The organism is Flavobacterium endoglycinae, from assembly GCF_017352115.1.
Taxonomy (GTDB): Bacteria; Bacteroidota; Bacteroidia; order Flavobacteriales; family Flavobacteriaceae; genus Flavobacterium; species Flavobacterium endoglycinae.
Genome location: NZ_CP071448.1, coordinates 2211516 through 2234069, shown reverse-complemented (window position 1 = coordinate 2234069; position 22554 = coordinate 2211516). Strand labels below are relative to the sequence as shown.

Genomic DNA, 22554 nt, shown 5'->3' with positions numbered 1-22554 from the left:
TTGAAATTTTTCTCTTACTTAAGATACAGATAATGATTAAAATAATCAATAATTGCTTTTCCTTCCAATAAAACGTCAGCGCCAATAATACCGTGAACTGGTTTTGCTTTGTACGATTCTAAAGCTTCGTTTACATGCGAAAGATCGAAGATAACAATGCTGAAATCTTTGTTCTGCCAGCTGCCTAATTGCAATTTGTTTTGTGATGAAATCTGAGTTTTCATTCCTGTTGCTCCAGCTCCAGAAGCTTTGGTTTTTGATTTTTTGGCATTTAGTTCAAAATACACAATACTTTCAAAACCAATACAAGTGTTTGATGCGCCGGTATCTAAAATGAAATTTCCCGATACTCCATTAATTTTGGCTTTTATTAAAAGATGCTGGGTTTTGGTAACCTTGAATTTTATTTTTTTATATTTCTCCTTTTTGAGAATCTCGTGAAGATTTTCCATTTTGTATAATGATTGAAAACCAAAAATAAGGCAATTACCGTCAATATACTAATCACGTAATAGATATAATTTGTTGATTTATCTTCTGTAGAAATAGAACCATAATACACAAACGAACTCCAGTAATAAGGAGATTTCTTAGCGTTTGGAATTGATTTGTTGTTCAAATAATCACGTTTTGCATTGGTATTGGCTTCAAAATAAGAAGCATCGTTTTTGATGTTTTTATAAAAATCCGACATAAAAACCGAGGTCGTAAAGTCGTTTACTTTCCATAATGAAAACAATAAATTCTGCGCTCCCGCAAACTGAAAACCTCTTGCAATACTCATAGCGCCTTCAGCCTTGTATAATTTGCCAATTCCCGTTTCGCAGGCGCTCAAAACCACTAAATCTGGATTGATATGCAGATTATACAATTCAGAATACAATACTTCCTGATCGTAAAATTTAATGCTCGCCGGAGTTTCAATATCGCCCGAAGAAGCATGTGTACTTAAATGTAGAATTGAATATTGAGAAGCATTGTTTTTGAAATTATCAAAACGTGCATCAGCATTTTCTAAATATTTTCCTTTAAAATTGTTTCGAATAGATTCTAATTCTTTCTTGGAATAAGTCAGTTCATAAGCTGTTTTCTCAAAAACCGGAAAAACGCCCAAAACGGTTTTTTCAGATTTAGAATTAGGTTTTGAATTCAGATAAATATTGGCCGAAGTATTATAAGCAATCTTAAAATTATTTAGAAAATAATGCATTTTGGCAAAATTTGTCGTTTTGGATTCTTTTGTAATTAAAGCTTCAAAAGGGAGGAAATTCAAAATACCGTCTGGAACAATAATGAGATTTGAATAATCATTAATTAAGGGAAGTTTTAATAAATCATAAACATCTTTTCCATAATGATTGTAACCCGTAATATCATTTGTAATGGCATCAGGACTATTGAAATAATCAATAAATTGAGCAATTCTCGGAATGCCAAGATGCGTTATGTTGATGTAATTTAAAGCAATTCTATTATGCTGTAAAACAAAATAATACAGTTTTTCTGAACCCATAAAATAATATACCATCATCGCTTTGTCGTTTTCTAATTTTGAAAATAAAGCTTTGATATCGCATTTTTCAGGGATATAATCCGAATTTTGAGACTGAATTTTTTTCAGCGAAATCATCTGTTCGTGCTGTTTTTTTATAAACTGATTGATCTTCGAAATATTCGCTAAATCACCTTTTTGCTGTTCTTTTAAAATGTGGTTATTTAAATTCTGAAGTTGCTGTAAAAGCTGTTTTTCTTCTGCGGAAGCGTTTTTAATATTCGATCTATAGCTTTTTAAGATTCCTGCTTTTGTTCTTTCAGATAATTGAAAAGCGTCTTCCACATATTGGTTTTTGCCTTCCTTTTTAAACAATTGATCGTAAATAGAAATGCATTTTTCGGTTCGGTTACGTGATCGTAACTGCATTAGGATTTTCGAATTTTCATATACCAAAGCATTCATCAAAACTTCTTCTATATAAAAAGAAAGTTCAAAAGCTTTGAGTGCTTTTTTGGGTTCGTTTATCTTTAGAATTTCAGCTTGTAAATCGAGTGCATCCACCAAAACACTTTCGGCATATAATTGGTCTTGATTTGGAAGGATGTTTTTTGAATTGTAATTCGGAATTAATGTTTTAAAAACAACCGAAATCTCCTGTGTGCTTTCGTCGTATTTTTTTTCATCAAAAAGGAGTAAGGCCTTTTCATAGTGCAATTTGGCAATTTTTCGAGGTTGCTGATTGGGAGTTTCTAGAAACAATTTTTCAGCCTTTTCCATATACGAATCTGCAGTGTCAAATCGTTGCCATTGACGGTTCATGGAAGCCAGATTCCGATAAGAATTTGATAACGTTTCTGATTGATTTTTTTCTTTTTCCAGATATTTGATAGAGGATTTAAATGCTTTTTCAGCGTTGTCGGAAGCATTTTTAAGCATTAAAAACTTTTGTGATCCCAGCCAGTAATTATTGCCCAGGTTATTCAATAAAACACCTTTTTGAATATTGCTTAATTTCTCTGTTTTTAAAGTGTTTTCTAATATTTCAATGGCGGACGCGATCTTTCCTGAACTTTGATAAACATTTGATAAATTCAAGATCACAGCAAATTTTTGCGCAGCGGTATCTGGATAATTTTTGGAAGTGTTGATTATAAAATAGTACTGTTTTATAGTGTTTTCGGCACTATCGTAATCACCTAAAACCGTATACAAATTGCCCAAAGGTTTAAGACAGTATTCAATGATATCATAATCGCCGAGTTTGTTTTTCTGATAAATCTGCCAGGCTTTTTCATAACTCGAAACCGCATTTTGCACCTGTCCAAACTGATTTTCATAATAGCCTTTATTGCAGTTTAAAACCACAATGGCCAGTAATTCGTCTTTGGTTTTTGGTTTTTGACTTTTCCAGAAATCAGCTTCAGCATTTGATAAATTTTGTAGCGCTTTCGCGGAAGGATGAGCTGTAAAAACATCAACGGCATGGTATATTTTATCTTCCTGACTCTGTCCAAAAACAGCCAGACTCAAAAAAAGAAAAATAAAACCAGATAAGCGATGTAAGTGCATATATAAAAAGTCGATTGTATTTAGGTGTCAGTCTGAGCGGAGTCGAAGACCATTTTTGTTATAAAGCCTTCGACTCTGCTCAGGATAACATTATTTTTTAAAACTTCCATATTCCATACACTTGGAAATAATTGAAATTCTGTTCAAAATTCATCACATAACGCGCTCCTAAACTCGGACCGATTCTGGCGAAACCAGCCGTTAAATCAAATAAAAGTCCCGTTTTGATATCGGTAAAAGTGTTTTTGATTTGGTTTGAAGTTGTAGTAGAACTAATTAAAAAGCTTTCTTTATCGCCTTCATAAAGATCAGTTTGTATGTTCTGGTTTTGTTCTGATGCAACATTGACATTCGCCTGAATTCCAGCGCCAATTCCGATGTAATTATTGATGTTATAGCGAATCAGAATAGGAATTTCCCAATTGATATTTTTGTTTTCGGTGGCTGTAGTGGTACGCTGCAATTGCCTTACTCCATTGGCATTGGTTATTGACTGATCGACAACGGTAACATCGCTATTGTATTTATTTAAAGCATTTTCCCATTCGACCTGCCAATAAAAACGATAGGATTTAAAAGGCGAAAGAGTTGCACCCACAAAATAACTGGTCGATTTGTCTAAATCAGGATAGAAATTATAACCTGCTTTTACACCAATTGAAATTCCTGGAAGAAATCGGGTAGTGGCGTAATTGGTAATAATAGGTTCGTTTTTATCGAAAATAATAGCCGTTCGGCTTTTGGTTTTTACTTTATGAAAATCTTCGCCAAACTTCATCGAATACTTGACAAAACCTTTTGTAGAATCTTTTTCATGCACATTTTTCTGTTCGCTTCCTGGCAGATAAATATTCTTAAAAGTAAAAATGATTTGCTTTTGTTTGATGATCGTATCGAGACAGCTTACCGTTGGTTCTTCGCCTTTTGGGCAAATCGGACATTCTGGGTACATGCTTTCGATCTGAAAAGTCTTTTTATCAAACATATCAGGGACATCGGTTTCTAGGCGGATTTTTCGCGCCGGACCTTCACCATTATTCTGAAAACGGGTTTTAAAATTTACTCTTTTAAAACGCACCAATCTGTAATTCATAAAACTTCCGTTAGATCCCATTTTGTTAGGATCGTGAGAAGTCACAATTTCCATTTCGAGGTTTTTAATTTTATGGTTTTTATAACTTCGATTCGGAACAAAAATACCACGCATCGTAACTGTTGCGCTGGTATCTTTAATCATTTCGGGAGTGGTTTTAAAAGTATAGAAAACATTTCGGGTTTCTCCCGGATTGGCATCATCAAATTCTAAAACCGATACATTGTGATAGATTTTATTGGCGTCTAAAAGTGACGCATCTAAATCTTCTTCGGTAGTAGTATTTCGGTATTTTTTGGTTTTGAAATTTCCTTCAGCAGAAGCCACAAAATTATTCGAATCGTCAAGATCATTTACAGAAGCCACAAGGTTTTCTTTTACCTCACGTTCGCCAGCGTAGGTTCTGAAATCGCTTAATTCGAAATTGTTATTTTTGAATTGCTTTTCATTATAAAAAAGATACAGTTTTCCGCTTGAAACATAATTCTCCAGATTTTGATAACTTACTACGACTACCATTTCCTGTTCTGGAATAGGATCGCAGTTTTTAATAATCGCAAAACCATTCTGGTCTGCAATAGAAGCGATGTCTTTATAATTATTGTCTGTAATGTCGTTTACAGCCACTTTTTTTGGTCGAGTCGCAGGAGGTTTTCCGTTGTCGTAATTATTGGTTACAGCAAGTCTGGCGGTATAAGTACCCTTCTTTTTGTAAACATGTTTTGGTTCTGCTTCTTTGCTGTAATGTCCGTCGCCTAATTCCCATAAATACGAATAACTCGGTTTTGGCGCACCCGCAATCGGAATCAAAGGCGGCGTTTCGGGTTTATAAGAAACGGCATTTCCGTTTTGGATAAAACCAATATTGGCTCTTCGGGTTATGGTGTCTTTTACTTTGGTTTGACCTATGCAGAAAATAGAGAATAGCAACAAGAAAATAGACAGTTGTGGTTTCATAGCTAGACAGTTTTTAGCCTTAAAATCATCAGAATCAATTTTAAAACGGGATTAAATGTAAAAAAAAGTGATGAGCAAATCACCACTTTTTCTTAAAAAAGCATTTGTAAGTTACTGAATAGCATTGATTGCTGCCACCAATTGCGCTTCGGTACCGACTGTTGTTTCGGAAAGATTAAAAGTATACACAGCATTTGCAGTTGTAGTTACTCCTTTAATGGCATATCGCCAGTTTCCGTTGTCTTCTGTTGCGAAAATAATGTGGCACGCAAGACCAATTGGGATTTGTCCGTAGTGTTCGCTAAACAATCCTTGGGCTGTATAAGTATCTAGTTTAGCAAGAGCGTTTGTACCTTCACCATCATAAGAAAGATAAACTGCGCTGTTTGTATTATCGTATCCTTCTGGAACATCCACCAAAATAGTTGTTTTTGGTCTTGGATCGCTGTAAAAACGGTCAACGTTTGTCCATCCGAAGTTTCCAAAAGTCACATAATAATTGTTTCCTTCACCTTGTACACCACCTTTTCCGTCAGCACCTCTGGCATCTTTCCAAGCCAAATCACCATCCTCATCAATAACTCCAGTCCATAAAGTCATTAAGTTATCAAAACCATCAGTTAAACTCGTTGGTACAATCATGTTCATATTGCATGACGTTTGTAATTCGACTCCTCCCTGAGTTGCTTTGATGAAGAATTCTCCTCCCGAAATTAAAAGATTTCTGTTTCCGTCAGGCATGATTCCCATGGTTGGTTTGTTGGTTACCAGCATATTTCCTTTGTCAAAAAGTTCGATATATTCGATATTAACTTCTCCAGTTACAGGATTTCCGTTTTTGGTTAAACAATCACCGTTGATGTATAATTTTACTCCTTTTGCAGAAGTTAAAGTCACAACACCGTTTCCGGCAGTTAATGTAAAGTTTTGTGTATTTCTTTTTACTCCTTTTTCGCTGATGCTTTTGAAAGCGGCTGCAGATGGAGGAGAAATTTTGATATCGTCTCCGTCGCTGTTATCACAGCTTACAACAGAGATTAGTAGAAGGAATAAAAGTCCGATTGTTTTAAATTTTGTGTTCATAATTTCTGGTTTTAATGATTATTATATTGATAGATGTTCGGGGTTTAGAATTTGTTACCCCTCTTTTTGAAAGTTTTTTATTTAAATCGAAAGGCATTTGTCTTCAAACAGATTTCCGTCTTCGTCTACAGCCACAAGAATGCTTCTCTTTCGCGAAAGCGTAACAATTAAATACAGCCATACAACTGACCAAAGTCCGAAAGTGAGACAAGTAAGCAATAAATGTAATGTGTGTTTGATGACTTTTTTTTCTTTCGATAAAACAACATAAGGGAGTTTCTCGTTATGTTCTACGACAACAAAACCGTTTCGTTTTTTAGCCGAAATCATTTCGTAAAATTTGTCCAGTGCCTTTTCATTTGTAAATTGATACGTTTCCATTTTCTCTTAATTTTAACTGTTTTAAAAGATTTTTGTTCTCTTATATCCACTCACATAATGAATTGTTACCCTATAATTTGAAATTTATTTAATATTCTTTTTTAACTTTAGCTGATAAAAAGTTTTTTATGGGGCGAAATAAAATACATCCTGATCAAAAATATATTGATGGACTTGCTGCTAACGATTCGGTAATAATTAAGTCTATTTATAAAAAGTTTGTTCCTAAAGTAGTAATGTTTATCATGAACAATTCTGGCGATAAAGATCATGCTCAGGATGTGGTACAGGAAATTTTGATTTTGCTATTCAATCAAGCCAAAGAAGGTTCTTTGCAATTAACCTGTCCGTTTGATGCTTACTTTTTTTTATTGTGTAAAAGAAAATGGCTTAATGAATTGAAAAAGACTTCTAATAAAGGGGTAACAATTCTGGAAGATGTTTTATCTATCAATGAATCAGCACATGAACTGATTGGACATACCGAAGAATTTGATGAAAAACAACAGCTTTTTGATGCCATGTTCCAGAAACTGGGAGACAAATGCAAAGAAGTTTTAAAGCTGAGTTTTGAAATTAAATCGATGGAAGAAGTCGCAGAAAAACTAAACGTAACGTATGGCTATGTCCGCAAGAAAAAGTCGTTATGCATAGGTCAGTTAACGCAGTGGATTCAGGAAGCAAAAAACTTTAACTCTTTAAAAAACAATTAGTCATGAACGAAGAACGCTATATATTATTTGATGAATATCTTCAAGACGAATTAACGCCTGGGGCAAAAACTGATTTTGAAAACCAACTTACTCAAGATCCTGAATTTGCGTCGCAGTTTGAGACTTTTAAAAACGTTCACACACAGCTGAACACCAAATTTGGAATTGAACAGGAAAGACAAGCTTTTAAAGAAAATCTAACTCAAATATCTAAACAACATTTCGATAAAGACACCAAAGTAATTGGGTTAAAACCTTGGTATCTGGCCGTTGCGGCTTCGGTTGCGGTTTTATTCGGATTGTTCTTTTTCAATTACAATCAAAATCCATCTTTTGCGGATTACAATAATCCCGAACATGCTTCATTTACCGAAAGATCAACAGCTGATGAGACTTTAAAACAAGCCGAGACCGCTTATAATAAAAAGAGATACAATACAGCGATTCCGCTTTTCGAAACCATTTTGCAGAAACAAAAAACAGCCGAAATCCAGTTTTTTTACGGAGTTTCACTTTTAGAAGAAAGTCATTATAAAAAAGCGGAAGACGTTTTTAACGCACTGAAAAATGGAACTTCGGTGTATAAAGAAAAAGCGCTGTGGTATTTGGCTTTGTCTAAACTAAAACAAAAAGATTACGAAGAATGTAAAAAAATCTTAGAATCTATATCTGAAGATTACGAAGATTACGATCAAGTTGAAGAACTTTTGCATCAGCTGGATTAGCAGGAATTGAATTTCAATAAATAAAAATCCAAATACCAATTAACGTTTTAAACCTTTGTCAAAATTCAAAACTTTGACAAAGGTTTCGCTTTTTAAGTGATAATTTAAAAAATCCGTGTCTCATGCACATGAAATTGCTATTCTTTTAATATTGTCGTAATTTTGATGACTTTAAAATTACAGCTTTGAATTCAACACCTATTATTACCGATACGCATACGCATTTATATTCTGAAGAATTTGATCAAGATCGCGACGAGATGATTCAGCGTGCTATTGATGCCGGAATTACCCGTTTTTTTATTCCAGCAATCGATGCAGCAGCCACTCAGTCAATGTACGATTTAGAGAAAAATTATCCTGAGAATGTTTTCTTAATGATGGGTCTGCATCCCACGTACGTAAAAGACAATTATCTAGACGAGCTGGCTCATGTAGAAACGGAATTGTCTAAGCGAAAATTCTATGCAGTGGGTGAAATAGGAATCGATTTGTATTGGGATAAAACACATTTAAAAGAACAGCAGATCGCTTTTAAAAAACAAATTCAGCTCGCAAAACAACACAAACTTCCTATCGTAATTCATTGCCGTGAAGCATTTGATGAAATTTTTGAAATTTTAGAAGAAGAAAAATCTGAAGATTTGTTTGGGATTTTTCATTGTTTTTCCGGAACTTTAGAACAAGCGAAGCGTGCGATTTCTTATAAAATGAAACTTGGAATTGGCGGAGTGGTGACTTTTAAAAACGGAAAAATCGATCAGTTTTTAGATCAAATTGATTTAAAACACATTGTTTTAGAAACAGATTCACCTTATTTAGCACCAATTCCGTATAGAGGAAAACGAAATGAAAGCAGTTATCTAATCAACGTAATTTCAAAACTTGCAGATATATATAAAGTTTCTGAAGAGGAAATAGCAGCAATAACAACGCAAAATTCAAAAGAGGTTTTTGGTATTTAACGCATGCCTTACAAAACTTTAATTTTTTTTTTGTTCTTTTGCCCACTTTAAACAATTATAAATAATGCAGAAATTTGATGCCATTCGACCGTTTTATGATTCCGAAATAAATGAAGCACTTCATGCTGTGGTTAATCATCCTATGATGAAAACCATGATGAACTTTACTTTTCCGGAGGTAGATGATGAGGTTTGGAAGGATCAACTAAAGAAAACACATTCTATTCGTGATTTTCAATGTAACTTTATTTACAATACCATTCAAAAAGTACTGGAAAAAAGCTCTGAAGGCTTAACGACTTCGGGGTTTGAAAAACTAGAACCTAACACTTCTTACTTGTTTATTTCAAATCATAGAGATATTCTTCTAGACACCACTTTACTGAATGTTTGCTTGTTCGAACATGGTTTGGTCATGACGGCATCTGCAATTGGAGATAATTTAGTGAAGAAAGCTTTCTTATCAACTTTAGCCAAATTAAACCGAAACTTTTTGGTTTTAAGAGGATTATCGCCTCGTGAAATGCTGCAAAGTTCTAAACTGCTTTCTGAATATATGGGAAAATTATTGCTTCGCGAAAACCGTTCGGTTTGGATTGCACAAAAAGAAGGAAGAACCAAAGACGGAAATGACGAAACCAATCCGGGAGTTTTAAAAATGATTGGAATGGCTTCTGATGAAGATTTGATGAGTTATTTTAAGAAATTAAAAGTAGTTCCAGTTTCTATTTCATACGAATACGATCCAACAGACGTATTGAAAATGCCGCAGTTAATGGCAGAAGCCAACAACGAAGTTTATATAAAAGATAAAAACGAAGATTTCATGAATATCATCAGCGGTATCATGGGAACTAAAAAAAGAATACACATTTCTGTAGGCGATGTTTTAGATACCGAAATCGACCAGATTGCAGCTGAAAATGACAATGCAAACAAGCAAATTCAAGCTTTGGCACAAACTATTGATGATGTGATCTTGAAAAACTATCAATTATGGCCGACAAACTTTATTGCTTATGATATTTTAAACGAAACTGACCGATTTGCAGATAAATACAAAGAAAGTGAAAAACAACTTTTTGAGCGTCGTTTAGAAATGAGAATCGGAAGTGATAATCCTGTTACCAGACAAGGGTTTTTGGCCATGTATGCAAATCCTGTTGTCAATAAATTAAAATACCAAGATGTCATCTAAAGCAAAAATACTATTGATTTATACCGGAGGAACCATCGGTATGAGCAAAGACTTTGAAACTGGCGCACTTAAAGCCTTCAATTTTGGTAAATTAATTCAGAAAATACCCGAAATCAAACAATTGGATTGTGAAATTGAATCGATTTCATTTGAACATCCAATTGATTCTTCAAATATGAATCCTCAAATGTGGACAAAAATTGCCACAATTATCGAGGAAAATTACGCTTCTTATGACGGGTTTGTGGTTCTTCACGGATCAGATACGATGTCGTATTCGGCTTCAGCATTGAGTTTTATGCTCGAAAATTTAGCCAAACCAGTTGTGTTTACAGGTTCGCAATTGCCAATTGGAGATTTGCGTACGGATGCTAAAGAAAACCTAATTACAGCGATTCAAATTGCATCACTTTTAGAAGATGGAAAACCGGTTATTACAGAAGTTTGTCTGTATTTTGAATACAAATTATACCGCGGAAACCGAACTTCAAAAGTAAATGCGGAACATTTTAGAGCATTTACAGCACCAAATTATCCGGAATTAGTAGAATCTGGCGTTCATTTAAAATTAAATAAACATTTATTTCTTCCCATAAATAAAGATGCAAAACTGATTGTTCACAAAAACTTGGACAATCACGTTGCGATTATTAAAATGTTTCCAGGAATGAGCGAAATTGTTTTGGCTTCAATCTTGGCAACTCAAGGTTTGCGCGGAATTGTTCTGGAAACATACGGTTCAGGAAATGCACCAACCGAAGATTGGTTTTTACATTTAATTGAAAAAGCCATAAAATCAGGAATGCATATCGTAAACGTAACCCAATGTTCTGGCGGAAGTGTGAATATGGGACAATACGAAACCAGTACTGCCTTAAAATCTTTAGGTGTTATCTCTGGAAAAGACATTACTACCGAAGCCGCCATTACAAAACTAATGTATCTGCTGGGACACAATATTCCTCAAAATGAGTTTAAAGATATTTTTGAAACGGCTTTACGCGGGGAAATATCTTAAATTGAAATTCCAAATATTAAAAAATCCAAATACCAACACTTTTGGAATTTGGATTTTTTTTGCTCCATTATCATCCTGAGCGAAATCAAAGGATTTTTACCGTAAGAACTTTGTCAAGGTTTTAAACTTTGTCAAAGTTGAAAAAGTTCAGTTTATCATTTCCACTCCAATATTGGTATTTGGATTTCTTGTTTTTGAATTTTCTTAGAATTGGAATTTAATTTTTGGAATTTGTATACGTTACCGGACAAGTCTCTAAATCCTCAATTGCTTTGTGTTTTTTGTAATACAAATAAACAAGTACCGAAATAATACAAATGATTCCCTGAATCGCAACTGTGGTTCTTACGCCAAGAGAATGAGAAACGTAACCAATAATTAAACTTCCCACAGGAATCATTCCCTGATACGCCATCATATAATAACTAATACTTCTAGAACGCATATTTACAGTGCTATGCGTTTGAATGTAAATGTTGATAGAAGAAGTTTGTCCCATCATCCCGATTCCGCTTAATGTCATACAAATCAAAGCAATTGTAATACTGCTTGAAACCGCTAAAATAATCACACTGAAACCCAAAAGTAAACTCGCTGCAATCATCAATTTGCTCATATTTTCTGAAGATTTTAGATTTGCTAAATAAATTGCAGACAAAACAGAACCAATTCCGGCAGCACTTTCGAACCAGCTGAAGGTTTCGGCATTTCCTCTAAAAATATCTTTGGCAAAAACGGGCATTAAAGTATTAAAAGAAATAACAAACAGGCTGCTGCAAGTTAACATCATAAGCATTCTGGCCATTTCGGTTTCTTTTTTTACATAATCTAGACCTTCAATAAGATCGTCTAACATATTTAATTTGTTTTCGGCTTTAATGTGAGGCGTAATTTTCATCATCATTAATGAAATTAAAACCGGAACATAACTCACAAAATTCCCAATAAAACAAATATCTTCTCCATATTGATGCAAAATAATTCCGGCAAGTGCTGGACCAGCAATTCGGGCAGAATTATTTAGAGTTGAGTTTAGTGCAACAGCATTTGACAAATCTTCTTTATTATCGACAATATCAATCATCATCGTTTGTCGGCAGGTCATATCAAAAGCATTGATGATTCCCTGAATAAGGCTCAGCGCCAGAATAAAATTGATATTGTAAATTTTGAAATAAATCAGTAACGCTAAAGTTCCCGCCTGAAGCATTGCCAATGACTGTAAGACCATCATAGCGCGGTGACGATCGTAACGACCAATAATACTTCCGGCTAAAGGCGCCAGAAACAAAGATGGAATCATGCTTAAAAACGTTGCTAATCCCAATAAAAACACAGAACCTGTTATGCTGTAAACCATCCAGCTTACTGCGGTTTTCTGCATCCAGGTACCAATCACCGAAACAGATTGTCCGTAAAAGAACAATTTGAAATTTTTAGATTTTAAGGCTTTAAACATAATCTTAATTATTTGATACAAAGTTCGTGATTATGATTTCATTAGAAAAATTAATAATTTTACTGATAATAAGTACTTAAACTTATCAATATGGAAATTTATCAACTTGAATATTTCGTCAAAACGGCTGAAGTATTGCATTTTACAAAAGCAGCAGAACTTTGTTTTGTAACACAATCTGGACTTTCGCAGCAAATAAAAAAAGTCGAAGAAGAACTCGAAATGCCTTTGTTTGTTAGAATTGGGAAAAAAGTACAGCTTACCGAAGCCGGTTCTGTTTTCTTGATTCATGCCAAAAAAGTTCTCGAAAATGTGCAGAATGGAAAACAAGCCATTGAAGATTTAAACCAAATGATTGGTGGTGAATTGCGAATTGGTGTAACCTACATTTTTGGATTATTGATTCTGCCCATCGTTAACACATTTGCCAAAAGATATCAAAACCTAAAAATTATTGTCGAATACGGCACAACAGAATCATTGGAACAAAAACTCATTAATAATGCTGTCGATGTGGTTTTGGTAATTCCATCTCATGCCATTGAGCGTCCTATTCAGAAAGTGCCTTTGTTTACTTCGAATATGGTGATGGCGGTTTCTAAAAATCATGCTTTGGCAAATTTGGATAAAATTGCTTTTAAGAAAATAGAAGAGATCCCGCTGATTCTGCCCGGAAAAGGTTCTAATTCAAGGGAATTTGTCGAAGAATTATTTCAGAAGTTTAACATGAAACCTAAAATTTCAATCGAACTGCATTCCATTCATGCTTTATTGCAAATGGTAGAAAACAGTGATTGGTCCACCATTGTTGCCGAAAAAGCCCTGAAAGGCTGGGATCAGCTTTGTGCGATACAAATTACAGGAGTAGCAACAAAACGTGAAGCTTTTATGCTGACCATTGGCGGATATCAGAAAAAAGCAGTAAAAATATTTATGGAAGAATTTAAAAAGAGTATTTAAGGATTATCAAAATTGCTTTTGTAAAGTCATATTTTTTTGTGTTCTTTGCAGTCCTAAAATAGAAAGGTGTCCGAGTGGTTGAAGGAGCTAGCCTGGAAAGCTAGTATATGGGTAACTATATCGAGGGTTCGAATCCCTTCCTTTCTGCGAATTAATTTAAAACAAAAAACCTCGGAATCTTCATTCCGAGGTTTTTTTTATTACAGGAATTTATTTTCCTTTCAATAACGTCTCTAAATACTCATTTTTATCTTTTTCAGATTGAAGTAATCTTTCGTAAAGTTTTTTGTTTTCTTCATAAACTTCAACCAATTTATCTAATGGATTGAACGTGCATTGATTTGGTTGTACGTTTCCAGAGTTAGTGCTATTATCATAAAAGTTTGCGAAATAATTAATCACATTTTCTTCAGAAAAATTTTTAATTGCTTCAACAGTAACACCAAGCGCTTTTGCCACTTCTTTAAGTTTTTCTTCGTCTATGTTTTCGCTGTTTTCCATAGCCGAAATTGCCTGCTGGTTTGTTCCCAAAGCTTGCGCCAATGCTTCTTGTTTCATGTCTTTCAATTCACGAATACGGCTTATTTTTCGCCCTATATGATATGGTTTTGTTGCTGTGCTCATAAATCAAAGATATTTAAAATTCTTAAAAATAATATTGCGTTTGGTAAAATACAGGAGGTTTTTGTAGGATACGCTTTTCAATATTGAAACAAAAGTACAGCTTTTTGAATGAGTATTTAGTATCTTTAATGAAGTAAACAGATAATTTTATGAGATTACTAATTTATCTTTTCGTAATTCTGCTCATGTGTTCCTGCGCTTCATTTTCAGATAAAATGATTCGGGAAAACAAAACAGCATTATCAGAAAATGATTTTTCGAAGTTGGAAGGAAAATACGAGTTGTTTCCAGATTTGAAATATGATGAAAAAGGAAATCCTGAAATTATAGATTCTCAGGATTATAAAACAAGAAATAATTTGAATTATTTCGTGAAATCTGAAAAATCAACATACGATTACGATAATTCATATTTTGTCGAAATCAAGCTTTTAAGCCAAAACCGCATAAAATTCATCACTCAAAAAAATAACATTAAAATTGACAGCACTGAACTTGGTGTAGAATTAAAAAACGGACTTTTTTATTTGGATAATAAATACCTCAAACGAAACGGAATTCCATACTTTGCAGGAGGTTATAATAATCATAAAACCAGAATTGGACTTTCTAAAAACAACGGACTTTTGGTGAATTACGCTTATGATAATTCCGGAGCGATTTTGTTTTTATTCTGGGCAGGATCAAGTTATAATTTAGGATATCATTATAAACGAATCGAATAATGTATAAATACTATCTCCGTCCTGGTTATCAATCTCAAAATCTTCTAATTGAAGTTTTTTACGGTGTCGAAAACGAAACATTTGTTTCTGATTTTCTTTCATCAATCGAAAAGATAAATCCACAATTGATTGATGCTCTCGATTTATGGATGAATGATGAAGTTTTAATAACCTACGATTCTGAAATTGGAAAATTCACACTTTCAAAAGACATTTGGGGTTTTGCTTTTATTATGGCAGAAGACAGTCAGAACAGTATAATCGAGATAAATTCAATTCTAGAAAAATCAGCACTTTTTGAAAAAGTTGAGGTTGATTTTGAGAAGTATAAATAGAAAACCCAACGCTGCTTTTTGTTTATTTAGAACTAAAAATAAAGTATAACTACTCATTTTTTTTGTAAGATTATGTTGTTATATTGCATTGCTTTTCAGTGACTTGTGTTTGTTTTGTTTTCTGAAAAAACACTTGGTTTCTGTCTGCAAAAAATCATTGTAAAACATTTAAAACCTCGCCCCATGCTTTCAAATACAGGAATTGTTTCGTTTTGGCTTTATTTATTTTTTGTTTTCATCGGATTATTGTCTCTTGTTATTTTATACAGGTTGATAAAAAAAGCCGAAATAGCGCCAGAAAATCTCGATAAATTTATCGATTACTTCAAATGGGTTATCGTAACACTTGCCATAAGCACCGTTACTTTAGTAGTGAGTGATTTGTTTAAAGAAAGAGATCAGGATATTAAAGAACTCGAATATTTTGACCGATATGTAAATGATGTTAAAGATGAAAAAAATTCACTTGTAAGACTTCAGCTCGTGAGATATTTATCGATAGTGGCGCCAAGCGGTGAAATGAAGAAATCTTGGACGAATTATTATACTGAAATTAAAAAGGAATACGACGATTACCTAAAAGCACAACAGAGCATAAAAACTGATACGGTAACGAATCCTTCTAAATCTCAAATAAAACAGATTGAAGAAAGCCAAAAGAAAATAGAATTATTTGAAACGCCTTTATCGAGTACAGAATCTCCTGTTGAATATTATATAATTGCAGGAGGCGATAATTTAATTACAGAAGCCAATACAGAATTAAGTAAAGCGGTGCGAATAAATCCTAATTCGGCTATAGTTAAAAAGAATAATATTTACAGAACCGTCTTGATGGGATATAATTCAAATTCCGAAGCCTTGAATCAGCTGCAAACTGTTCGAAAACAGATCAATAGAAGTTCTTATATTGTAAAGAAATCAAATTGGTGTAAATCGTACGAACAAACACAGGAATGTTTGCTTTGCCAGTAAATAACATTATTTTTCTTAAAGATATAGCTGCAGTTCGTGAATGCAAAACCATTCTCTTTTCTGCATTATATTATTAGAGAAATTATTATATATTTGGCAGCTGTTATATAAATATTTGAATGGATTTACCTCCTTATTCGCCGGGACTTCATAAACTGGTTACTTTACAAGTCGATAAAACGGAACTGCTTACGAATAGTAATGATTTTGTTACTGTTACAAATTCTATTTTAGAAAAATATGGCTTAGAAAAAGTTGGAGTAGTAGTACATGATTTTGAAAACAAAAGCTTTACAATTTCATTCTGTCTTAAAGAATCCCATATTTGTATACATACCTGGCCAGAATACAATCAGCTTACATTAGATGTTTATTTGTGTAATTATCTTCAGGATAACTCACACAAAGTACGCAGTGTCACGGCAGATTATATCAGCTATTTTGAAGCAAAGATTATTAAAGATTTTGAAATTAACCGATAAAGCATGAAAATTCCTTGTTACGATTGTAATACAGAAACCGAATTAGAGGTTGGTTTTGAAGTAATAAATTTCGTTTGTCCTAATTGTCAAAGTTTATATGCTCGCGATAAAGAGGGAAAATTTCGCAGAAAATCACAATATAAAACCACTCACAATGACTTTCCTTTGGCAATTGGAGATATTGGATTTTTAAAAGGAAGCGAATACAAAGTCACCGGGATTTTAGTTAAAAATGTTCAGCAAAGTTACAGATGGACAGAGTTTATACTTCAAAATAAAGAGAATGAATTCATTTATTTGTCGCTTTCAAATGGACATTGGATGATCCTTACCGAAATGGAAGAAACATTCAACGTAAAATCGCATCCTTTGACTCTTGAATACAATGATGAAGATTATGATATTTTTGAATTTTCAAATGCAGAAATTATAAACGCTCAAGGATTTTTTGACTTTGAACTTCCCGTAAATCAAATTATATATCTTGTTGAATATATAAAACCGCCTTTTATAATTTCTGTTGAAAGAATGAATAAGGTTGAAACTGCTTTTCATGGCGAATACATTGAAAAAGCGGCGATAAAGAAAGCATTTCCAAACATTCTGCTTCCTTTTCAATTTGGCGTAAATATGATTCAGCCTTATCGATTTAATGTAAAAGATACGGCTATTATTTTCTGTTTTGCGGCTTTGCTTATTATCACAGCGAACTGGTATATTTACAAAGATCAGTTTGAACAGTTTGTTTTTTCGAAAACACTGTCGTTTAATGAATTTGACAACAAAGAAATCACAAGTGATGCTTTTGTGCTTAAAGGAGGCTCGGCGCCTCTGACGATTAAAGTATCAACAGATGTCGATAATTCTTGGGCAAACCTTAATGTGGCTTTAATAAACGAAGAAACAAACGATGAGATTTATGCCAATAAAGACATAGAATATTATCATGGTTATTCAGATGGTGAATCTTGGAGTGAAGGAAATAATTCGGAAGAATTTAATATCTGCGGCGTGAAAGAAGGAAAATACCATTTGCTCATAACACCAATGAAAGCTCCAGAAGATCACACAAATGCCGAAATGCGAGTTAATGTGGTTTGGAATGAACCTTCAAGCCGAAACGTCTGGCTGGTGATTATTGGTTTGATTGTCGTTTACTTAATCATCCGATTTTTTAACTATAACTTTGAAAAAGAACGTTGGTCAGACAGTTCATATTCTCAATACGATAACTAATCACTATGAAGAAAATCACTGATTTTGTATTTAATAACAAAATAGCCCTTTTAATAGGATTTGCCAGTATTGGTATTTACCTCTATTTTGCAATGGCAGGAAATAGAATCTGCGATTGCGAAACCACCGAAAATTACAAATCATCGGGAAGCCGTACATCATATAATCGTTTTTACCACAAATAATACTCAACCATATGAAATTTATTCACTTTCAGCCAATCGCTAATTCAATTATTTATTCTCTTCTAGGAATCGTTATTTTACTAGTTGGTTATTTTATTATTGAAAAACTTACTCCAGAAAATACTTGGAAAGAAGTTGTAGAAAAAAATAATGTTGCTGTTGCCATTGTTTTGGCAGGATTTATCATTGGAATCTCGATGATTATTAGTGCCGCAATTCATGGGTAAAAAATTTCTAAGGTTTGAATTTCTTTTACTGTTTGCCGTATTTATAATTGCTACCTGCGGACTTATTTATGAGCTTGTTGCAGGAACTCTGGCCAGTTATTTATTAGGCGATTCAGTAAAACAATTTTCATTTATTATTGGCGTGTACCTGTTTTCAATGGGTATTGGCTCCTTTTTTTCAAAGTTTTTTCATAAAAACTTACTGAATACTTTTGTCGAAATCGAAATACTAGTGGGACTTATCGGAGGATTAAGTTCGGTGGTTTTATTTCTTTTATTTGAAAATGTTGGCTCGTTTCAGCTTATCTTATATTTATTCGTTTTTGTAACCGGATTTTTAGTCGGATTAGAGATTCCGCTTTTAATGAATATATTAAAAGACAGAGTCGAATTTAAAGATTTAGTTTCGAATGTGTTTACATTTGACTACATTGGAGCTTTACTGGCATCCATCTTATTTCCATTAGTTCTAGTTCCGAAATTAGGTATAATGGGAACTTCACTTTTCTTCGGAATGATCAATGTAAGTATTGCTATTGCTTTGTGTTTTTTATTAAAAAGAGAATTGAAAAACGCTTATTTACTAAAAACAAAAGCTATTTTTTCATTTGTATTATTGTTCGCAGTATTTGTTTTTTCGAATGATATTCTGGCTTATTCAGAAGGAAAACTTTACGGAGAAAACATCATTTATACCAATTCAACGCCTTATCAGCGTATTGTTTTAACGCACAATAAAAGTGATTACCGATTGTATCTCAACAACAATCTTCAGTTCAGTTCTGCCGATGAATACCGTTATCACGAAGCTTTGGTGCATCCGGTAATGTCGATTTCCAAAGAAGTAAAAAATGTGTTGGTTTTAGGCGGCGGCGATGGTTTGGCAGTACGTGAAATATTGAAATACAAAGACGTTCAAAAAATAACCCTTGTCGATCTTGACGAAGGAATGACAAAACTTTTTAAAACCAATAAAGTATTAAAGGATTTCAACAAGAATTCTTTAAACAATCCAAAAGTAACTGTAATCAATACCGACGCCTATATCTGGGCGAAAAACAGCAAAGAAAAGTTTGATGTGGCGATAATCGATTTTCCCGATCCGTCTAATTACAGCTTAGGGAAATTGTATTCTTTAAACTTTTATCAAACCATAAAACAGATTTTAAAACCAGATGCAGCAGTAGTTATACAAACCACTTCTCCTTATTTTGCACCAAAATCCTTTTGGTGTATCAATAAAACGGTAATGGAAGTTTTTCCACAAGTCGATGCCTATCATGCCTATGTTCCTTCGTTTGGTGAATGGGGATATACGATAGCAATAAATGGTTTTGGAACTACTTTTAACGAAGTAAAAAGAAAAGCTCAAGGGTTGAGGTTTTACAATTATCAGTTTGACCGATTTAATTATTTTACAAACGATATGATTTCTAACCAAATAGAAATTAATCGTTTAGACAATCAGATTTTAGTACGCTATTTTGATGAAGAGTGGGGAAGATTGCAATAGAGGAAGACGAAATTTCGTAAAAGGAATCGCGGCTTCTTTGCTTTTAATTCCGCTTTTACAATTTTGTACCAATAAAATAGCGGTTCTTGTAATGCGTTTAACAGGAACAAATCATATTTTGGGACATCGTTTATGGATTAAAGATTTTCCAAAACCGGTTGAACAAATTCATATTCCGTATCTCATAATTGGCGGTGGTATTTCCGGATTAAGTGCGGCGCGACAGTTTCATAAAAAAGGTATTTCAGATTTTCTGCTGATTGAAATGGCAGATCATTTGGGAGGAAATTCTTCAAACGGTCAAAATAAATATTCCAAATATCCTTTAGGTGCGCATTATTTGCCGCTTCCTAATTTTGAAGACAAAGAGCTGCTTAATTTTTTAGAAGAAGAAAAAATCATAACAGGTTATCATGCCAACGGACTTCCAATTTTTGACGAACTTCAATTGACTTTCGCTCCAGATGAACGTTTGTTTTATAAAAACAATTGGCAGGAAGGAGTAGTTCCTAAAGAAGGAAATTCAACGGAAGATGATAAAGAATTTCAGCGTTTTTTTAAGCTCATGGATGGATTCAGAGCTGCGAAAGGAACAGACCAAAAATACTTATTTAATATTCCGCTTTATCTTTCTTCTAAAGATGAAAATACCCGAAAACTGGATACAATAACCATGAAAAACTGGTTTGAAGAAAATGGTTTTCGTTCAATTCCCTTATTCAATTATATTGATTATTGCTGTAAAGATGATTTTGGTTTAGGAATTGAATTCGTTTCTGCTTGGGCTGGAATCCATTATTTTGCAGGACGAAAACAAGATTCTGTTTTAGAAAAAAACGACAGCGTTTTAACTTGGCCCGAAGGAAATGCAAGATTGGCGCATCATTTACAAAAATATGCAGACCAGAAAACTTTAAAAAATCATTTGGTGTATGAAGTAAAAACCGAAAATAATAAAGCGTTTGTTAAAGCATTTGATGATGTTAAAAAAATTTCGTTAGAAATTATAGCCAACAAAGTGGTTATGGCAACTCCGCAGTTTGTAAACCAGCATTTAATAAAGGATCGAAAAGTTTTTACCAAATCTTTTCATTACACGCCATGGCTTTTGGCAACTTTAACGGTCGACGATTTGTCTGATAATTCCAGTTTTCCACTTTCGTGGGATAATGTTATTTATGACGCAAAAGGATTGGGTTATGTATACGCCCAACATCAGACGCTGAATCAGGTTCAAGAGAAAAAAATTATTACATATTATTACAGTTTTTCATCGGGAGATTTAAAGAAAACCCGAAGAGAAATTTATAAAAAAGACAAAGAGTATTGGAAACAGCTTGTTTTTAATGACTTAAAAATTGCACACCCCGATATTGAAGAATATACAGAAGAAATGGAAGTCTTTTTGTTAGGACACGGAATGATTTCGCCTGTACCCGATTTTATATTTGGGAACGCTAAAAAACAAGCATCACAAAACATCGGAAGTAAAATTTATTTCGCCCATACCGATTTATCGGGAATTTCAATTTTTGAGGAAGCTTTTCATCAGGGAATTAATGTCGTAAACCAGATTTTGCATGAAACAACCTTGGATACATAAAGCCAAAACGGACTGGTTGTTTATTATTGGGCCTTCATTTTTTGTATTGGCTCTTGTTTTTCTTTTTCAGGATTATATAACCAAAATCGAAAACGAATATTCCTTTTATACTTGGCTTTTTTTGATCGTTTTTATAGATGTGGCGCACGTTTATGCGACTTTGTTTAAAACGTATTTTGTAAAAGATGAATTTCAGAAAAAGAAAAAGCTGTTAATTCTGCTGCCCATTATTTGTTTCGCAATAAGTCTGATTCTGTTTTCTTTTGGAAGTTTGGTTTTTTGGTCTTTTCTCGCTTATATCGCTGTTTTTCATTTTATACGACAGCAATATGGTTTTATGAGATTGTACGCTCGTACTGAGGAAAAAACAAGAATTTTAGTTTTTCTGGATAATCTCACCATTTATTCTGTAACAGTTTATCCTATGTTGTTTTGGTTTTTTTCGTCTAATAGAAAATTTAACTGGTTCGTCGAGAATGAGTTTTTTCATTTTGAAAACCAAGGTGTTTTGGAAATCCTTTTCTGGATTTATATTGCGATTTTGATTCTATATGCTGTTCGAACAGTAATCCTTTCGGTTAAGAATCAATTTTTTAATGTTCCTCAAAACGGCATTATTGTAGGAACGGCTCTTTCATGGTATTTTGGCATTGTTTATTTTAATGATGATTTGATTTTTACTTTATTGAATGTAATATCGCATGGAATGCCTTATATGGCTCTTATTTACTTTAAAGAAATAAAAAACAGAACTAATTACCGTTCTGGTATTTTAAGTCTTCTAAAGGGCTATAAAGCAGTTTTTATATATGTCGCCATTTTAGTACTGATCGCATTTACCGAAGAATTCTTTTGGGAATTTTTTGTGTGGAATGAAAATATTTCTGTGAGCAGTTTTGATTTTTCAGGTTGGCAGTTTTTAGTAGTGCCTCTTTTAAGCGTTCCACAGTTTACTCATTATCTATTGGATGGCTTTATTTGGAAAACTAAAAAGACCATTTGATGGTTTCTGAAAACGAAAGGTTTCTTTTTT

At 33.5% G+C, this 22554-nt stretch carries 23 protein-coding genes and 1 tRNA gene; 17 read left to right on the top strand and 7 right to left on the bottom strand.

Annotation, left to right across the window (positions count from 1 at the left end):
- Positions 1-14: 14 nt before the first annotated feature.
- The 5 genes from J0383_RS09735 to J0383_RS09715 all read right to left on the bottom strand — a co-directional run bounded on the left by J0383_RS09735 (position 15) and on the right by J0383_RS09715 (position 6578).
- Positions 15-452 carry a retropepsin-like aspartic protease gene (locus J0383_RS09735; RefSeq protein WP_207298203.1) on the bottom strand — a complete coding sequence of 146 codons (438 nt, stop codon included), beginning with the start codon at positions 450-452 and terminating at the stop codon, positions 15-17.
- Positions 404-3064 (bottom strand): CHAT domain-containing protein, encoded by a 2661-nt coding sequence (locus tag J0383_RS09730; protein WP_207298202.1) that lies wholly within the window; start codon positions 3062-3064, stop codon positions 404-406. Before J0383_RS09730 ends, J0383_RS09735 begins: the two co-directional genes overlap by 49 nt.
- A gap of 97 nt (positions 3065-3161) precedes the next feature.
- Entirely contained in the window at positions 3162-5114 is a 1953-nt protein-coding gene (locus J0383_RS09725; protein WP_207298201.1) for a PKD domain-containing protein, read from the bottom strand.
- Positions 5115-5225: 111 nt separating this feature from the next.
- Positions 5226-6197, bottom strand: a complete 972-nt coding sequence (locus J0383_RS09720) for a hypothetical protein (protein ID WP_207298200.1) — start codon at positions 6195-6197, stop codon at positions 5226-5228.
- A gap of 81 nt (positions 6198-6278) precedes the next feature.
- Positions 6279-6578, bottom strand: coding sequence for a hypothetical protein (locus J0383_RS09715; protein WP_207298199.1), 300 nt, complete (start codon positions 6576-6578; stop codon positions 6279-6281).
- A 128-nt stretch (positions 6579-6706) separates the two neighbouring features.
- Between J0383_RS09715 and J0383_RS09710 the strand changes: the two genes are divergently transcribed.
- The 5 genes from J0383_RS09710 (at position 6707) to J0383_RS09690 (ending at position 11197) form a co-directional block, all read left to right on the top strand.
- Positions 6707-7291, top strand: coding sequence for an RNA polymerase sigma factor (locus tag J0383_RS09710; protein ID WP_207298198.1), 585 nt, complete (start codon positions 6707-6709; stop codon positions 7289-7291).
- Positions 7292-7293: 2 nt separating this feature from the next.
- Entirely contained in the window at positions 7294-8016 is a 723-nt protein-coding gene (locus J0383_RS09705; protein WP_207298197.1) for a tetratricopeptide repeat protein, read from the top strand.
- A 185-nt stretch (positions 8017-8201) separates the two neighbouring features.
- Positions 8202-8981, top strand: coding sequence for a TatD family hydrolase (locus J0383_RS09700; RefSeq protein ID WP_207298196.1), 780 nt, complete (start codon positions 8202-8204; stop codon positions 8979-8981).
- A 64-nt stretch (positions 8982-9045) separates the two neighbouring features.
- Positions 9046-10179 (top strand): 1-acyl-sn-glycerol-3-phosphate acyltransferase, encoded by a 1134-nt coding sequence (locus tag J0383_RS09695; RefSeq protein WP_207298195.1) that lies wholly within the window; start codon positions 9046-9048, stop codon positions 10177-10179.
- Positions 10169-11197: an asparaginase gene (locus J0383_RS09690; protein WP_207298194.1), complete on the top strand. Its 1029-nt coding sequence runs from the start codon at positions 10169-10171 to the stop codon at positions 11195-11197. Before J0383_RS09695 ends, J0383_RS09690 begins: the two co-directional genes overlap by 11 nt.
- Before the next feature lie 217 nt (positions 11198-11414).
- Here the strand turns inward: J0383_RS09690 and J0383_RS09685 are convergent, their stop codons facing one another.
- Positions 11415-12656 carry an MFS transporter gene (locus J0383_RS09685; RefSeq protein ID WP_207298193.1) on the bottom strand — a complete coding sequence of 414 codons (1242 nt, stop codon included), beginning with the start codon at positions 12654-12656 and terminating at the stop codon, positions 11415-11417.
- Between the two features lie 90 nt (positions 12657-12746).
- Here J0383_RS09685 and J0383_RS09680 point away from each other — a divergent pair, with 90 nt between their 5' ends.
- Both J0383_RS09680 and J0383_RS09675 read left to right on the top strand, forming a co-directional pair.
- Positions 12747-13616: a LysR substrate-binding domain-containing protein gene (locus J0383_RS09680; RefSeq protein WP_207298192.1), complete on the top strand. Its 870-nt coding sequence runs from the start codon at positions 12747-12749 to the stop codon at positions 13614-13616.
- 60 nt (positions 13617-13676) lie between these two features.
- Positions 13677-13763 (top strand) — tRNA-Ser (locus J0383_RS09675).
- A gap of 63 nt (positions 13764-13826) precedes the next feature.
- Here J0383_RS09675 and J0383_RS09670 read toward each other — a convergent pair.
- The gene (locus J0383_RS09670) at positions 13827-14240 is read right to left on the bottom strand and encodes a helix-turn-helix domain-containing protein (RefSeq protein ID WP_207298191.1); all 414 of its coding nucleotides are present in this window, start codon (positions 14238-14240) and stop codon (positions 13827-13829) included.
- A 149-nt stretch (positions 14241-14389) separates the two neighbouring features.
- Between J0383_RS09670 and J0383_RS09665 the strand changes: the two genes are divergently transcribed.
- The 10 genes from J0383_RS09665 (at position 14390) to J0383_RS09620 (ending at position 22524) form a co-directional block, all read left to right on the top strand.
- Positions 14390-14965, top strand: a complete 576-nt coding sequence (locus J0383_RS09665) for a hypothetical protein (RefSeq protein ID WP_207298190.1) — start codon at positions 14390-14392, stop codon at positions 14963-14965.
- Positions 14965-15300 (top strand): hypothetical protein, encoded by a 336-nt coding sequence (locus J0383_RS09660; RefSeq protein ID WP_207298189.1) that lies wholly within the window; start codon positions 14965-14967, stop codon positions 15298-15300. The genes J0383_RS09665 and J0383_RS09660 overlap by 1 nt, the downstream gene beginning before the upstream one ends.
- 183 nt (positions 15301-15483) lie before the next feature.
- The gene (locus J0383_RS09655; protein WP_207298188.1) at positions 15484-16275 is read left to right on the top strand and encodes a hypothetical protein; all 792 of its coding nucleotides are present in this window, start codon (positions 15484-15486) and stop codon (positions 16273-16275) included.
- A 119-nt stretch (positions 16276-16394) separates the two neighbouring features.
- Positions 16395-16757 carry an S-adenosylmethionine decarboxylase family protein gene (locus tag J0383_RS09650; protein ID WP_207298187.1) on the top strand — a complete coding sequence of 121 codons (363 nt, stop codon included), beginning with the start codon at positions 16395-16397 and terminating at the stop codon, positions 16755-16757.
- Between the two features lie 3 nt (positions 16758-16760).
- Positions 16761-17993, top strand: a complete 1233-nt coding sequence (locus tag J0383_RS09645; protein ID WP_207298186.1) for a DUF4178 domain-containing protein — start codon at positions 16761-16763, stop codon at positions 17991-17993.
- 5 nt (positions 17994-17998) lie between these two features.
- A complete protein-coding gene (locus J0383_RS09640) occupies positions 17999-18178 on the top strand; it encodes a hypothetical protein (RefSeq protein WP_207298185.1) in 180 nt (59 codons plus the stop codon).
- Positions 18179-18189: 11 nt separating this feature from the next.
- Complete coding sequence (locus tag J0383_RS09635) at positions 18190-18405, top strand: DUF350 domain-containing protein (protein WP_207298184.1); 216 nt, start codon at positions 18190-18192, stop codon at positions 18403-18405.
- Positions 18398-19918, top strand: coding sequence for a polyamine aminopropyltransferase (locus J0383_RS09630; RefSeq protein ID WP_207298183.1), 1521 nt, complete (start codon positions 18398-18400; stop codon positions 19916-19918). The genes J0383_RS09635 and J0383_RS09630 overlap by 8 nt, the downstream gene beginning before the upstream one ends.
- A complete protein-coding gene (locus J0383_RS09625; RefSeq protein ID WP_207298182.1) occupies positions 19893-21521 on the top strand; it encodes an NAD(P)/FAD-dependent oxidoreductase in 1629 nt (542 codons plus the stop codon). Before J0383_RS09630 ends, J0383_RS09625 begins: the two co-directional genes overlap by 26 nt.
- Entirely contained in the window at positions 21499-22524 is a 1026-nt protein-coding gene (locus J0383_RS09620; protein ID WP_207298181.1) for a hypothetical protein, read from the top strand. Before J0383_RS09625 ends, J0383_RS09620 begins: the two co-directional genes overlap by 23 nt.
- The last annotated feature ends 30 nt before the right edge of the window (positions 22525-22554 follow it).